13 protein-coding genes are annotated in these 14,460 nt (G+C 45.2%); 6 read left to right on the forward strand and 7 right to left on the reverse strand.

Features of this window, described 5'->3' with window-relative positions; all coding sequences use genetic code 11:
• Positions 1-521 precede the first annotated feature (521 nt).
• A complete protein-coding gene (locus A7D23_RS11350) occupies positions 522-851 on the reverse strand; it encodes a helix-turn-helix transcriptional regulator (RefSeq protein WP_019226595.1) in 330 nt (109 codons plus the stop codon).
• A gap of 151 nt (positions 852-1,002) precedes the next feature.
• Here A7D23_RS11350 and A7D23_RS11355 point away from each other — a divergent pair, with 151 nt between their 5' ends.
• Positions 1,003-1,392 carry a response regulator gene (locus A7D23_RS11355; protein WP_019226594.1) on the forward strand — a complete coding sequence of 130 codons (390 nt, stop codon included), beginning with the start codon at positions 1,003-1,005 and terminating at the stop codon, positions 1,390-1,392.
• Positions 1,393-1,561: 169 nt separating this feature from the next.
• Here the strand turns inward: A7D23_RS11355 and A7D23_RS11360 are convergent, their stop codons facing one another.
• The 3 genes from A7D23_RS11360 to A7D23_RS11370 all read right to left on the reverse strand — a co-directional run bounded on the left by A7D23_RS11360 (position 1,562) and on the right by A7D23_RS11370 (position 2,985).
• Complete coding sequence (locus tag A7D23_RS11360) at positions 1,562-1,801, reverse strand: DUF2922 domain-containing protein (protein ID WP_019226593.1); 240 nt, start codon at positions 1,799-1,801, stop codon at positions 1,562-1,564.
• A 38-nt stretch (positions 1,802-1,839) separates the two neighbouring features.
• Positions 1,840-2,067, reverse strand: coding sequence for a DUF1659 domain-containing protein (locus A7D23_RS11365; protein ID WP_019226592.1), 228 nt, complete (start codon positions 2,065-2,067; stop codon positions 1,840-1,842).
• A gap of 87 nt (positions 2,068-2,154) precedes the next feature.
• Positions 2,155-2,985: a DUF3102 domain-containing protein gene (locus A7D23_RS11370; RefSeq protein ID WP_025205081.1), complete on the reverse strand. Its 831-nt coding sequence runs from the start codon at positions 2,983-2,985 to the stop codon at positions 2,155-2,157.
• 262 nt (positions 2,986-3,247) lie between these two features.
• On the opposite strand from A7D23_RS11370, the gene A7D23_RS15650 reads away from it, so the two are divergent.
• Both A7D23_RS15650 and A7D23_RS15655 read left to right on the forward strand, forming a co-directional pair.
• On the forward strand, positions 3,248-3,577 hold the full coding sequence (locus A7D23_RS15650; RefSeq protein ID WP_083221911.1) for a nitrous oxide-stimulated promoter family protein: 330 nt from the start codon (positions 3,248-3,250) through the stop codon (positions 3,575-3,577).
• Positions 3,578-3,788: 211 nt separating this feature from the next.
• Positions 3,789-4,196 (forward strand): DUF3795 domain-containing protein, encoded by a 408-nt coding sequence (locus A7D23_RS15655; protein ID WP_282432020.1) that lies wholly within the window; start codon positions 3,789-3,791, stop codon positions 4,194-4,196.
• A 213-nt stretch (positions 4,197-4,409) separates the two neighbouring features.
• On the opposite strand, the gene A7D23_RS11375 is transcribed toward A7D23_RS15655, so the two are convergent.
• Positions 4,410-4,676: a hypothetical protein gene (locus A7D23_RS11375; protein ID WP_019226888.1), complete on the reverse strand. Its 267-nt coding sequence runs from the start codon at positions 4,674-4,676 to the stop codon at positions 4,410-4,412.
• A gap of 214 nt (positions 4,677-4,890) precedes the next feature.
• On the opposite strand from A7D23_RS11375, the gene A7D23_RS11380 reads away from it, so the two are divergent.
• A complete protein-coding gene (locus tag A7D23_RS11380; RefSeq protein ID WP_025205083.1) occupies positions 4,891-7,476 on the forward strand; it encodes a U32 family peptidase in 2,586 nt (861 codons plus the stop codon).
• A 1-nt stretch (position 7,477) separates the two neighbouring features.
• A complete protein-coding gene (locus A7D23_RS11385; protein ID WP_019226886.1) occupies positions 7,478-9,868 on the forward strand; it encodes an endonuclease MutS2 in 2,391 nt (796 codons plus the stop codon).
• A 71-nt stretch (positions 9,869-9,939) separates the two neighbouring features.
• On the opposite strand, the gene A7D23_RS11390 is transcribed toward A7D23_RS11385, so the two are convergent.
• The gene (locus A7D23_RS11390) at positions 9,940-12,591 is read right to left on the reverse strand and encodes a PBP1A family penicillin-binding protein (RefSeq protein ID WP_019226885.1); all 2,652 of its coding nucleotides are present in this window, start codon (positions 12,589-12,591) and stop codon (positions 9,940-9,942) included.
• A 325-nt stretch (positions 12,592-12,916) separates the two neighbouring features.
• Between A7D23_RS11390 and tyrS the strand changes: the two genes are divergently transcribed.
• The gene (tyrS, locus tag A7D23_RS11395) at positions 12,917-14,119 is read left to right on the forward strand and encodes a tyrosine--tRNA ligase (protein WP_034362468.1); all 1,203 of its coding nucleotides are present in this window, start codon (positions 12,917-12,919) and stop codon (positions 14,117-14,119) included.
• Positions 14,120-14,230: 111 nt separating this feature from the next.
• On the opposite strand, the gene A7D23_RS16275 is transcribed toward tyrS, so the two are convergent.
• A partial coding sequence (locus A7D23_RS16275) for a hypothetical protein (RefSeq protein ID WP_207644969.1) occupies positions 14,231-14,460 on the reverse strand: 230 nt, incomplete at its 5' end.

Genomic DNA, 14,460 nt, shown 5'->3' on the forward strand with positions numbered 1-14,460 from the left:
TCTCGCACCAAAATAGCACCATAGCTAATCCTGAACATTCCGCCCATGGAGGGGGCGGTCTTTGCATGGTCTTTCGCCTAACTACGGTATTCCCGAACTAAGTTCGTATATACCTCTTTTTTGATGGTATTTCCGAACTAGGTTCGGAAATACTTACTATATTTGAAATTAGTTCTTCCATTTCAGCCCCCCTAATAAATCCAAGCAGCTTATAAACTTCTTTCATCAAGTCTTCCTTCGATAAATTGATCTGGTTCATCAGAATTCACTTAATTTGGTAACAGCTTTTTACTGATCGGGGCTTCCGCAGCTATAACCTGACGGATCTGGGAAAGAATCAATCCGGTTACTTTTTAATTTGATATTCGTGAAAATTCACTGCTATCCTTCTAAAAAATTAAAATATGTGGAAATTTATTCTAAAAATAACAAAGCAGCCCTTTGCTGGAAAAGGCTACTTACATATCAAAAAGGATTTATACTTTCTGATAGTTTAAAAAGTGCTGTTCGCACATTTTAAACTATAGTTTTTCATTAACTATCCAAGTCATGAAATGATCAACCAGTTCAAGCTTTCTCTCATCGCACAGCTTGATTTTTTGATTAATCTGAGAAAGCAGACTGTCATTTGTTTGTCTGAAAATACCCAGCAGAAAATAATCTGGTGTGATGTCCAGAGCCTCGCATATTTTAAGCAATGATTCGATACTGGGGATAGAATGATTGTTCTCTATATTGGATATATGGTTGTTGCTGAGCCCTGTTGCTTCAGCGACGTTATCTTGGGTCAGATTCAAAACCTTGCGTCTTTTCGCAATCCGCTCGCCTAATGCTTTGTAATCAATTTCCATGTTTTATCACCCTGCTTTACTTTAGCAATTATGAATAGTATTCTTAACAAAGCACAAGAGTATTTATTACCCTTGTATTTGTATTATTGTCAATATATAATGAACTTAATACCTTTTTAGTTGTATAAACAGGCTTTTGGAGGGAGATGTATTGCTTACTATCGGCATTTGCGATGACAGGCCGCTGTGTCGCCAGTTATTGGAGGCATTCATTCATTTATATGAAAAAGAAAAGGGGGTTTCATTTGATATTTACCAATTTGGCAGTGGTGAAGAGCTTCTTGAAGAACTTAATAAGCTTGGGATGATTTTTGACCTTCTTTTTCTTGATAATAGTATGAAAAAGCTGACCGGTCTCGAGACCACCAAACAAATACGGCAATCTGCTTCCATGTCAACATGCAGCATCGTGTTTGTGACATCTGCCGATGATCATGATCAATTCATGCAGGTACAGCCTTTACAAGTATTATGCAAGCCAGGTACCCAGGAGCGCATTGATGCTATATTAGACAAAGCTCTGGCCAAAAATACAAGGTAATCAATGACATGTACTATTTTTTTGAATTTTTTATAGTTCAAACTTAGCTAAGGTTCATATAATAATATGAACAGTGATAAGGCAAAAGATGAGAGGGGGCGAGGCCGCCGGCAAATCTTGATTGCCGTCAGCCCGCCCCCTCTCTTAATCTTTTATGCGTACTGCCCGCTTACACTTGTGGAGGATCATAAAGGTCATTGGTCGTGGTTTCAATGACCTTTATATCCTTTACCCCTGTAAGGGCACCGTTTGCCGTGAGGAATATCCCGCCTGCTATAAGCGCGTTCATAACGTCCATGGCTTCAGTTAGCAGGATATCCTCTCGCGGTTGGGGAACCGTTAGGGAAAACGTGTTCCCTCCGGTGGTTGCAAAGGTTAATCTTGCTGTTCGGTTGGTGGTCACAGCCAATTGAATCACCTCCTTGACGCCTGAAATTGCCCTCCGGTTTACGCTTCGTTTGTCAATTCATCTGTTCTTCTGAAGTAAACGTCAAGCAGCGTATATTCCGACAGACCGAAGATGGCGTGAGCCGCCTCATAGACAGCTTGATTCGAAGCATTGTAAACAATATTGTTAAGGGTTCGCTGTTTGGTTATCGGAGCGCCGGAGGTGCTGACTCCGGTCTGATAGACCAATACCAGAGCCGCGCCGGATGGTGCTGAAACAACGGCCATTCCAATCATCTCCTTCTCTTTTATTGGACTGCTTACTGCTGTCTTGTATATACTATGCTTGGCTTGTCCAAAGGTTCCCAAAAAAAATCAGGAATGAACTCTAAGCGGTTTCTTGGGGGGTGGCCACTCTTTAATCGTCTCTGCCATGTATTCAATCAGTCGATTGGCCTCTTTTCTTTTTTCTTCTTTCAGGTTCGGATCGACATGCGCCAGATTGGTGAGCGCTGTCGTCAGATCGAAGAAGGTATCGGCGATTGTTTTGCAGCAAGCGTTGCATTTTTCTACATACTTGATGTGAGCGTCGGGGTCATGTTCGGCTTTAAGGTTGTGGGTCGGCAGGGCGGGTTGACTGGCAGAGAAGGCTTCTGCTTTGACATTCTCCGGATTTGTTGGCATTGACGCAGCCTTAGCCTGCTCCTTTTTTAATTCGGAGATTGTGCTGTCGATCGCCTTCAGTCCTTTTTTAAATGCTTGATTCTCCTGAAGCGCCTGGTCCTTTTCCTGATTGGCCTTGTCTCTGTCCTGAAGTGCCTGCTGCAGCTTTTTGGTGGTCATACCGCCGACATCATTCTGCTCGATGAATTCCTCCCGCTCCTCTGCCGGTAAACCCAGAAGGAGGAGGGCCTGGGTGTAAGTCATATTCGACATTGATGTCGATTTTGACGTGTCCAATCCGTCAGAGAAGTTTGGCCCGTACTCTTGGTAGAGCTTTATCAGTCTTTCGGCAGTTTTCTGGGAATAGCTCACAGACTCCAGCCACTTACCCCATTCCCCGTGTTTGACCAGAGCCTTGGCTTCCTGCAAACGACACCCGATTTCAATGGCGCCGGCAAGCAGGATTTTTTTGGTTTGGCAGGTTATCATATTTATCTCAGCCGCTATGACAAGCGGCGTGCGTTCAGTGGCCGGATTCTCCATGCCGTCCGCCCTTTCATTATGAGTCTAATTACAGCATATGCAGATGGGCTTCGGGTGGTGAGGGCTTGGCCGCTTCGGCTCAGGACATTTGTCCAATTCCGCTAAAGCCAACTCCAATTAAGTAAAATAATGGGAAGGAATTTGTAAATACAATGAAGAATAAATGTTATCAATGGTAAATTTATAGATCATTTGGACTAATTGAGGTTATTATTGGAGTTTGGACGTTCGTTATATAAAATTAATTATAAGGACAGAAAAAATGAGTACAGATAGCAAAAGGCGAAGAAGAGAACGGGTAACGGTTGAGAAAATGATTAATATTTATTGCAAGAAAACCCATACCCCACAAAATAGAAGGTGTGAAGACTGTGAGAGATTATATAAATATTCAAGCAAGAAAATAGAACAATGCATGTTTGGTGAGAACAAACCAGTCTGTGCAAGATGTAAAATACATTGTTATAAACTAGAAATGAGAGTAGAAATAAAGAAAGTTATGAGGTATTCTGGGCCAAGGATGCTGTTTAAGCACCCAATATTAACGTTCTATCACATAATAGATTCTAAGAGAAGTAATAGGAAAGCATGATTGGCTCTTAAATTAACTGCCTTTATTGAAAAAGAACGGCTAGCAATCGAAATAAGACGCATCGGGAATGGCTGAACGTATTACGACGACATATCGTGCAAAGGCCGTGCCGTCCTGGCTCGGATGAAATGGACTTAAAGTATTTCTTTGTGGTAATCAGATCTCGTGCGACAGTTAAATCACTGATGAGGTACTGTATAAGATGAACAAAATGAGAGAAGAGTTGATTGCTCCTTGCGGGATGAATTGCAGACTTTGTATGGCAAATCAAAGGGAGAAAAGTCATTGCAAGGGATGCCGAAACGAGGACGATATAAGGTATAAAACAAAAAATAGCACCAGTTGCATAATCAAAAATTGTTCTGTAATTCAAAGTAATAAATCCGGGTTTTGCTTTGAATGCGACAAATTCCCTTGCATAAGACTAAAACAGTTGGATAAGCGGTATCGAAGTAAATATCACATGAGCATGATTGAAAATCTTGAGCACATTAAGCAATATAATCTGGATTCATTTTTACAGCATGAGGAGATTAGATGGAGTTGCAAAGAATGTGGTAATTTTGTCTGTGTACATAAACATATTTGTTTAGTTTGTAAAACTTCATTTATTGAGTGAAGGGCGGCAGTGCCAATATGAATGTGGTTGGGGTGCTGCGGTAGTGTATTCCTTAATGGTTTAGTTCTTTGCTAGGGAGCTTACTCTGTAGAATAAAAAAGACCCCATTAATGGGATCTCAACGATGCATTTGTTCAATCTTACTAACCAGATACTGCAAGTCAATTTCGGGATACACCCAAAAAGAAGTCTTGAATAACTCCTTATAACTTTCTATTTTATTTTTCGTACATGGGCTGTTTCCATTTGCAGGATTTCGATTTTAGTTTCGATTCTTTCGAGGGTATTAATAATAGTATCATTTTTCTCATTTTGTACTTCGCGAGCATCAAATAGTGCTTTGATTTTATGACCCAAATCATGTTCAACTTTTGTTTCTATTTTTTGGACGCGAGAGGTTAATTCTTTAAGTTGGGAACTAGTCTCGGTTTGGTTTTCAAGGATCTTTCCGAGAAGATCCATTACCTTATCATCCAACACTATCGCCTCCTAATGAATAGCTTATCTTTTTTGAAAGATAAGTCAAGGAGAATTTTCCATCCATGGCAACTGCCGAATTCATTTTTTAATGGTTTTAATCTTTTTCTAATGAGATCTTTAAAGGAGCGAATGTAAAAAATTTGCCGCAAAATGATAGTGTGGTATGATTAGAAGAAAAGCAGAAAAAGACGAAACAGGAACGGAGAACGCGATCATGCATTCAGATTTTGGCAGCAGTCCGCAGCAGCATACAAATAAAAAGATGGAACTTCTTGCACCGGCCGGGGGTTACGAGGCATTGAAGGCTGCGGTGGAAAACGGAGCCGATGCCGTCTATCTCGGAGGCAAAATGTTCAATGCCAGAGCTTCGGCCTCGAATTTTGATTCGGAGGAATTGTCTAAGGCGGTGACGTACGCGCACGAACGCGGCGTTAAGGTCTATGTGACGTTAAATATTCTTGTGGCTGACAGTGAATTCTCAGAGCTGGCGGACTATGTCTATCAGCTTTATTCACTTGGCGCAGACGCGTTGATCGTTCAGGACATCGGGGTTGCGAATTTTATCCGGAAAGTTCTGCCGGAGATAAGGCTTCATGCCAGCACACAGATGACCCAGAATAATATTTACGGGCTGAAGCAACTTGAAAAAATGGGTTTTTCCAGGGTTGTTCTAGCCAGGGAAACTTCGGCGCCGGAAATAGAAAAAATGGTTCAGGCGACGGAGTTGGATGTCGAGGTTTTTGGACATGGCGCACTGTGTATCAGCTATTCCGGACAGTGTCTGATGTCGAGCTATATCGGGGGACGGAGTGGCAACCGCGGAAGATGTGCGCAGCCTTGCAGGATGGCCTACAGTCTGGTCGACGGCAAAGGCAGGGATCTGCTGGAAGGAAGGAAGACCGGGGAGCACCTTCTAAGCCCGCGTGATCTGAAATTGTTGGACAATCTCGGGGAGTTGCAGCGGATGGGTGTGCGCTCACTGAAGATAGAAGGCCGGATGAAAAGGCCCGAATATGTGGCAACGGTCATCCGGGTCTACCGTAAAGCCCTGGACTTTTTACAGGAACAAAAGGGGCAGGAAATCACAGCCCGGGATCTATATGAGCTGACTCAGATTTTTAACCGGGATTTTACAACCGGATACTTTCAGGGTTACCAGGGAGCGGAGATGATGAGTTTCAGCCGCCCAAACAACCGCGGCACCATGCTGGGCCGAATTACGGATCTAAAAAACAACCGTCTGACACTGAAGCTGGACCGCGAGCTGGGACTCGGAGACGGCCTGGAAATCTGGACAAAAAGAGGCCGTGAAGGGATCAGCGTCGGAAGAATAGGGATACCTGGCGGCAAAACGGTTGACAGTGCTGCACCCGGAGATACGGTCACCATAGAATTTGAAGGCGCTGCGAATATTGGGGACCGGGTATTCAAAACCCACGATGAGCAGCTGATTGCCCAGGCCCGGCTTAGTTTCCAGGAAGGCAAGGAAATGCGCAAGCGGCCGTTAAAAATGCAGCTTTCCGGAAAAGTTGGTCAAAAACTGCGCCTAACTGTCTGGGACGATCAGCAGCACGTTGCGCTGGAATCGCAGTGTGAGGCTCAGGAAGCACAGAATCGGCCACTGACACAGGAGGTTCTGGTAAAACAGCTGGGGCGTCTGGGGAATACCCCGTTTTATCTCGGAGAATTAACGACAGCACTGGAAGGGGATCTGATGATACCGGTCAGTGCGTTGAATGAATTGCGGCGTGCTGCGGTGGAGAAGCTTTTGGAGCCGTCTCACAGCAAGCCGGCGCTGACCTTGAATGCGTATCAGGAGCGGACTTACGCTTGGAATCAGCAGCTCAAAACCGGCCGGACCGTATCGGGAAAAACCGGAGCAGGCAAGCATTTGCTCAGTGCCGCGGTGACGGATTCTTCCATGATTGCGCCGTTGCTGAAGGCCGGTGCGGACAGAATCATTCTGGGCGGAGAACACTGGCGGTCCAGACCGCCCCTTACCCTGGCAGAGCTGCAGAAGGCACTCGATACGTGTCAAAGCAGGGGAAGAACGTTGCTATGGAGACTGCCGCGAATCCTGAATCAGACCCAGTGTGAGCAGGTGCTAAAGGATCTGACAAAGGTGGCAGGCTGGTCGTCAAGGCCAGTGATCATGGCCGGGAATCTTGCGGAAATCGAAATGCTGAAGACCGTTGATCCCGAGTGGACTTGGGAGACGGATTATTTTCTGCATTGTTTTAACGAAGCGGCGTTGGAATGGGTTCACAGGGCAGGCGGAAGGCAGGCAGCCCTTTCCATGGAATTAAGTCAGGAACAGCTTGCCGTTCTGGGCAAATCCGAAGGTATTGAGTTGCTGGTGTTTGGCGATATGGAAATGATGGTCAGTGAATTCTGTCTTCCCGGCGCTGTGCTGGGGGAGGGGAAAGACGGAGCCCGCAACAAATGCGGAAAGGCCTGTCAAAACAGAGACCTGTACCTGAAGGACCGCATGGCTTATCACTTCCCACTGGCTACGGATCAAGAGTGCCGGATGCATGTCTTCAATGCCAAAACCTTGAATCTGGTAACCGAACTGTCTAAAATAGCCGATATGGGCATCAGAAATATCCGGCTGGAACTGCTTCGGGCATCTCTGCCCCAGGCTGAACGTGCCGTTACAGTATTTCACCAGCTTTGGAAAGAAACGGCTGGAGGCAAGAATATAGGCAAAGAGGAAACCGAGGAAGCGATGAAAAGCTTGGAGGAGCTTTATCCCGATGGCTTTACCAGAGGACATTTTTATAGAGGAGTGCTAATATAAATTGATAGCTTCAGATAAAGTCCTGGCAAAACTGGATTTTGGCGCAGTCAGAGAACGGCTTAGGAATCATTGTATGCTTCCCGGAGCGAAAGAATTAGCGGAAGCACTTGCTCCGGAGTCTGACCTGCGTACCGTAAGGGCGTTGCTCCGCGAAACGGACGAAGGGAAAATTCTCCTTAGGATTAACCCTTTGTTTTCAGTCAGGGGAGCGCGGGAAATTCGTCCTTATCTGGAAAGATGTGACCGGGGAGGAACCTTAAATCCGGAAGAATTACTGGAAATCAGAGATACGTTGAAAACTGCCCGCCGCCTAAAGAATACGCTGATAGATGGCGGTCAGTCTGGAAAAGATCAGTACAGCGAATTATATGCCCTCAGAGAAACGGTCGATGGGATTGTACCTCAGAAAGAGATAGAAGATGATATCTCCCGCAGTGTCTCCGAGGACGGGGATATCAATGACCGGGCTTCCGAAGAGCTGGCCAGACTGCGGAAAGCGAAAGGGATAAGTCAGCAGCGGATCAAGGAAAGCCTTGACGGTATTCTAAGAAATCCGAGCTATCAAAAGATGCTTCAGGACAATGTCATTACAAGCAGAGGGGACCGCTATGTGGTTCCGATTAAAATGGAATACAGTTCAGCTTTTCCCGGAATTGTCCATGATCAGTCAGCCAGCGGTGCGACCCTTTTTATCGAACCGATGGCAGTGGTCCAGCTCGGCAATGAACTGAGGGAGATCACCCTGAAAGAGAACAGGGAAGTTCAAAAGATTCTTCAGCAGCTCACAGCAAAAGTTACTGCCAGGATTCCGGAAATCCTGCTGTTGAATGAAGCCTTGATTAAGCTGGATTTTATTCTGGCGAAAGCCCGTCTAAGTGAAGATATGGAAGCCGGGTCACCGCTTGTAATGAATAAACAGGAGGTCAAGCTGATCGGCGCGAGACATCCTCTGCTCACCGGGCCTGTTGTACCGATATCCGTCGGACTGGGGATAGATGATCAATTTCTGATCATTACCGGCCCGAACACCGGAGGGAAGACTGTGACGCTGAAGACGATCGGCCTTATGGCGGTGATGATGCAGTCCGGGCTGCATATTCCGGCTGAAAGTGAATCACGGCTCGGGATCTTTACCCGGATTTTTGTCGATATCGGTGACGAGCAGAGTGTCGAACAGTCTTTGAGTACGTTCTCCGCCCATATGACCAATATTGTTGATATTACCCGGGAAGCCGACAGCTGTTCCCTAGTTCTGCTGGACGAACTTGGAGCCGGGACGGATCCGGGCGAAGGGGCAGCCCTGGCCATGGCGATTCTTGCGGAATTATTGGAGCGCGGGAGCTGCGGGGTGGCTACGACGCACTACGGCGCGTTAAAGACCTTTGCCTACAATACGCCTCGGGTAGAAAATGCTTCAGTAGAGTTTAATCCGGAAACGCTCAAGCCCACCTACCGCCTGCTGATCGGTATTCCCGGACGCAGCAATGCCTTATCGATTGCCCAGCGGCTCGGACTTGGCAGTGGCATTCTGGAAAAAGCCCGCTCCTTTATCTCTGAGCGGGATACGAAGGAGAGCGATCTCCTGGAAAACCTCGAGGATACGCAAAGAGAGATTGAACTTAAAAAACGGAGTGTGGAAGAAGAGCAGAAGAAGGCTGAATATAAAGCCGCGGAGCTGAAGAAAAAGAATCTGGAACTGGAAGAAAAATACGAAGATATTATCCGCAAAGCCAAAGAAGAGGCTGTCGACGTTGTCCGTCAGGCCAGACTCGAAGCCGAAGGTATCATCAAAGAAATCAAGGAAGCCCAAAAGAAAGAACGGCGTGAACAGGAAGCGGCTCTGGAGAAAACACGTCAGGGGCTGAAAAAACTCTCTGAAAAGGTGTATGAAACCGAGTATACCGGAAAAAACAAATCCGGACCGAAGCCCGGGCAAGTAGAACCGGGGCAAACGGTCTATATGCCCAATCTTAGACAAAAAGGCCAGGTCCTGCAAAAACCGGATAACAACAATGAAGTGTTGGTCCAGACGGGTATCTTGAAAGTCAGCGTTCCGCTGTCTGAAATCCGGTTGGTCGATGAGACAAGAAAACCGGAACACTTTGCAAAAACCATTCAAGGTACTTTCGGGCTGAGCAAAGCGGTAAATCTCAGAAGTGAAATCGACCTCCGGGGAAAACTGGTCGAAGAAGGCATCCTGATGCTGGATAAATATCTGGATGATGCTGTGATTACAGGAATTAATCAGGTCAGCGTGATTCATGGCAAAGGGACAGGCGCCCTGCGGGCAGGCATTCATCAGTTCTTGAAGAGACATCCCCATGTTGCTGCTTACCGCTTAGGTGAGTTTGGCGAAGGCGATTCCGGGGTCACGATCGTTGAATTAAAGTAACCCAAACTAGCCACAAAAAAAACACTGCCGAGGTTATCTAAACCATCGGCAGTGTTTTTTTGAGAGGATTATTAATTACTGATTTCCAACGTCACGGGATTTGACGGAGGACCCTCTGTAAAAGAGTCATTGTCCATCAGAACACCCCAGAAGGTGTAGGTTCCGGAGACTGCTCCGGCACCGAAAAGATCTAAACGGTATTGAATCGTCCTCTTGTTTCCGTCTTCTGGCACATACGTTTCAAGATAGGATTGTCCCGGTTTCTTGATATACAGCTTAACAGTATATTTTTTACTGTTATAGTTGGAAACCGGAAGCTGAACAACCGTGCTCGATCCGTCATAATACGGAGAAGATAAAGACAACTGAGGAATACTTGAATCTCCTGCCGGTGGAGTCTCACCGCTGGTAGAGCTGCCACTTTCATTCACGTATTTGTCCGGAGCCTTATAGGGGGCTTCGTCCGATGGCCAGGTCACATCTTTAGGCCGCCCCAGAACGTTCAGGCAAAGCCTCGATACGGCATTCATGCTGCCTACGGGGGCTAAAAGATTGGGGTTATTAGCATCGACCATCACTTGGACCCAAACATCACTAACTTTTGTTGGAACACTGTCTGCCGCACATATTTCTGATTTAACAAATTCTGAAGGAGTCAGACTGCTTGGCAGAAGACCTGATTTGGAATCGAATTTTACGGTTGTAAGCCCTTCGGGACGGCTGATACTTGACTGAACTGCCAGTCCTTCGTGGGCAACCGTCATGACCTGTTTCCAGATGCTGGCCGGGTAGCTGCCGCCATATACCTTATACAGGTAATGGCTTGTATCTGTCTGATCATACCCCATCCAGACAACCCCCGCGTATTTTGGGCTATAGCCGGCAAACCAGGCATCGGGATTACCGGACCTATTGCCAAATTTAGCAGGATCCAGGGATGTTGTGCCCGTCTTACCGCAGATATACCAATTGCCAATCCGGGCCTTTGTGCCGGTTCCGTAGGTTACAACGCTCCTAAGGAGATCATTCATCAAATAGGCAGTGGTTTCTTTCATCACTCTTTTCTCGGAAGGCGTGTTTTCGACCAATGTTTTACCATCGGGGCCTAAAACTTTAATAACACTGTAAGGTTCAGCTTTGACACCGTTATTGGCAAATGTTCCGTAAGCTGAAGCCATCTGCAGGGTGGAAATATCAAATGTCCCGAGGGCCATACTTAATACTTTGTCATTGTTGGTTAGGGAAAGCCCCAGATTATTCTTGGCGAACTGCCAGCCGTTTTCAACCCCGAGAGAGCTTAAAAGTTTTACGGCGTAAACGTTTACAGAGTCCTCAACAGCTTCGCGCATCGTGATCAAACCCCGCCAACCGGAAGTAATTGTGTCATAATCCGTCGGGGCCCAGACAGTGCCGTCACCGTTATTAAATTTAACGGGCATATCATCGAATACTGTTCCAGGATAATAACCGCCGTGTTCAAGTGCCGGCGCATAGACAACCAGTGGCTTGGCAGTCGATCCAGGCTGCCTTTTGGACTGGTAAGCGCGGTTCAAACCCATCGGGGTGTATTCCCGGCCGCCTACCATGGCTGCGATCGCCCCGCTATCGGGCTCCAGTACAGTCATCGCACCTTGAACGGAAGTCCCGTCCTTACTGTTAGCAGGGAAATTCTTGGAGTCTGCAAAAGCTTCCTCGGCTTTGGTCTGGATTTTTGAATTTACAGTCGTATAAATCTTTAAACCACCGCTATAGATCTGTTCAGGTGTAAAGCCATATTTAGCCTGAAGCTCGGAAATTACATAGTCAACAAAATAAGGGTGTTGTTTGTTGCGCGTTGCAATTTCGGGCATTTGGACATTCTTTTGTTTGGATTTAACCTGGTCAACAAACGTGAAAGGTGTATCGACATACTTGTCATAATCAGCCTGTGTAATAATGCCATTGTCTCTCATCACACCCAGGACGATCGTTCGTCTTGCTTTGGCTTTTTCCGGATAAAAGTATGGGTCATAACCGCTTGGAGCTTGAGGGAGGCCGGCCAGCATGGCGATTTCAGCCGGATTCAGATCCTTAAGCTCTTTGTTAAAATAAGTCAAAGAAGCGGTCCGGATTCCGAAAGACGATTCCCCTAAGTAAATCCGATTCAAGTAAAAGGTCAGAATTTCGTTCTTGGTGTACACATGCTCAATCTGAAGAGCTAGAACGGCTTCCTGGATCTTGCGCGAAAGCTTCTGCGCCGTCGGATCTTCAATAAAAGCGTTTTTGGCGAGCTGAATCGTGATGGTGCTGCCACCTTCGACGACTTCGCCGGCTTTCAAATTATTAAAAGCCGATTTGATAATCCGGATCGGGTCTGCCCCAAAATGTTTATAAAACCGTTTATCTTCCACCGCGATAAACGTTTCCTTCACAGTGTCCGGAATGTCTTCATAGTCGACCAGCAGTCTGTTTTCGGAGGAGTGAAGCTGGGCAATCGAATTTTGTTCATTGTCATAGACCACAGAGGATTGTTTCTGACCTGTCAGCAGCTCAACATCTAATTTGGGGGTTTTTGCAACAGCAACAATTAAGTAAATACCTAAAATCACAATAAGTAGAATGATGATAAGAAGAGGAATTCTGAAGTAGGGTGTATTAAAAAACTTTTTTTTCTTTTTGACAGGGTGAACCCGCCTGTTTTTCTGATCTGCATTACGGTTATGATAATCATTGTTATTAGCCATTTTTTGCCTCCTAGATAAAGACTTATTAATAAGCATTTAGATTAATAAGCTCAAAACATTATATCATATTTTAAAGGCTGTAAAAACAGTATCAATTTGGTAAGAGGTTGATATAAAATTTATATTTCTTTATAATATAAGATGCTTAAAGCGCAAAGAACTTTATATAGCACCATGTCAGCTCCAAATTTTATATATTCTGGTGGTGTATTTGATAAATTAATTTTATTATCCTTTATAAGGAAGATAAGGTACTTAAAGTTATATCGAAGAATGGAAGGAATGTTTTGAATTGATCAATTTAGACAAAGAAGTACAAAGACAAATGGAGATATTAAGAACAGGTGCTGCTGAGATTGTGCCGGAGGATGAACTGAAAGAAAAAATAAAGAATTCCCTTTTGTCAAATAAACCGCTGACGGTTAAGCTTGGGCTTGACCCGACGGCTCCAGATATTCATTTGGGACATACTGTTCCTTTGCAGAAAATGAGACAGTTCCAGGATCTGGGGCATCAGGCAGTGATCATCATCGGAGATTTTACGGGCAGGATAGGTGATCCTACGGGAAAATCCGAAACTAGAAAGGCATTGACCGAAGAAGAAGTGCTTCGGAATGCGGAAACCTATAAAGAACAGATATTTAAAATTCTCGATCCCGCTAAAACAAGGATTGAGTTTAATGCCACCTGGCTTTCAAAGCTCAATTTTGAAGAGGTCATTAAGTTAGCTTCCAATTGTACGGTTGCCAGAATGCTGGAAAGAGATGATTTTGCCAAGAGATATCAGGAGGAACGGCCGATCAGCATTCATGAATTCTTTTACCCGTTGATGCAGGGCTATGACTCGGTAGCGCTGCAAAGCGACGTCGAACTAGGAGGGACAGACCAGAAGTTTAATTTACTTATGGGCCGTACGCTGCAAAAAGATTATGGGCAATTACCGCAGGTTGCTTTAACAACGCCAATCCTTGAGGGACTTGACGGCGTTCATAAAATGAGTAAAAGTCTTGGTAATTACATCGGAGTCTATGAAAGCCCCAGAGAAATGTTTGGAAAAACGATGTCTCTGCCGGACGAATTGATGATTCGCTATTTCGAATTGGTCACAAAAGTGCCTGTTGACGAAATTCGCCGTCTCGAAAAGGGCCTTGCTGACGGCAGCGTTCATCCGCGTGACTTAAAAATGCGTCTGGGATGGGAGATTGTCCGAATTTATCATGGAGATGCCGAAGCCGATCAGGCAAAAGACGAATTTATTAAAATGTTTCAGAAAAAAGAAGCACCAGATGAGATGCCTGAATTTAGCCTTGCGGAACTTGGTGCATCGAAGGACGGCACGATCGAACTGGTTACGCTGATGGTCAACGCAGCACTTGCCCCGAGCAGGGGAGAAGCCAGAAGACTGGTTGAACAGGGCGGAGTGAAGCTTAACGATGAAAAGCTCTCAGATTCGCAGGCTGCCATTCGTCTTTCGGCCGGTGATATCTTGAAGGTCGGCAAGAGAAAATTTATTCGAATTAGATCGTAGGATCGTATTAATTAAAAACGATCATTTTTCTAGAGACAAAGAACGCTCATTAATTCTTCTTCATATAATAAAATCATCAGCAACAGAAACAGTATTTTTTGGACATCATAATTAATAGCGCTGATGATTTATTAATAATAAAACCGATGGACAGAAATAATTTTGAACTGGCCGAATAGCTGCAAAGAACACTTCTGCATAATGTATAACAAAAGGTGAGCGGTCAAAGTAAATGCAACCTTTGACAGAGTAAATATAGTGGGGTTTCATTGAGTCTGTCAAAATACTGGGAATAACAGGTATAGTACCTGTTAAAAATAGCCGATTCAGATTATATGGAG

This window comes from Dehalobacter sp. TeCB1 (assembly GCF_001707455.1).
Taxonomy (GTDB): domain Bacteria; phylum Bacillota; class Desulfitobacteriia; order Desulfitobacteriales; family Syntrophobotulaceae; genus Dehalobacter; species Dehalobacter restrictus.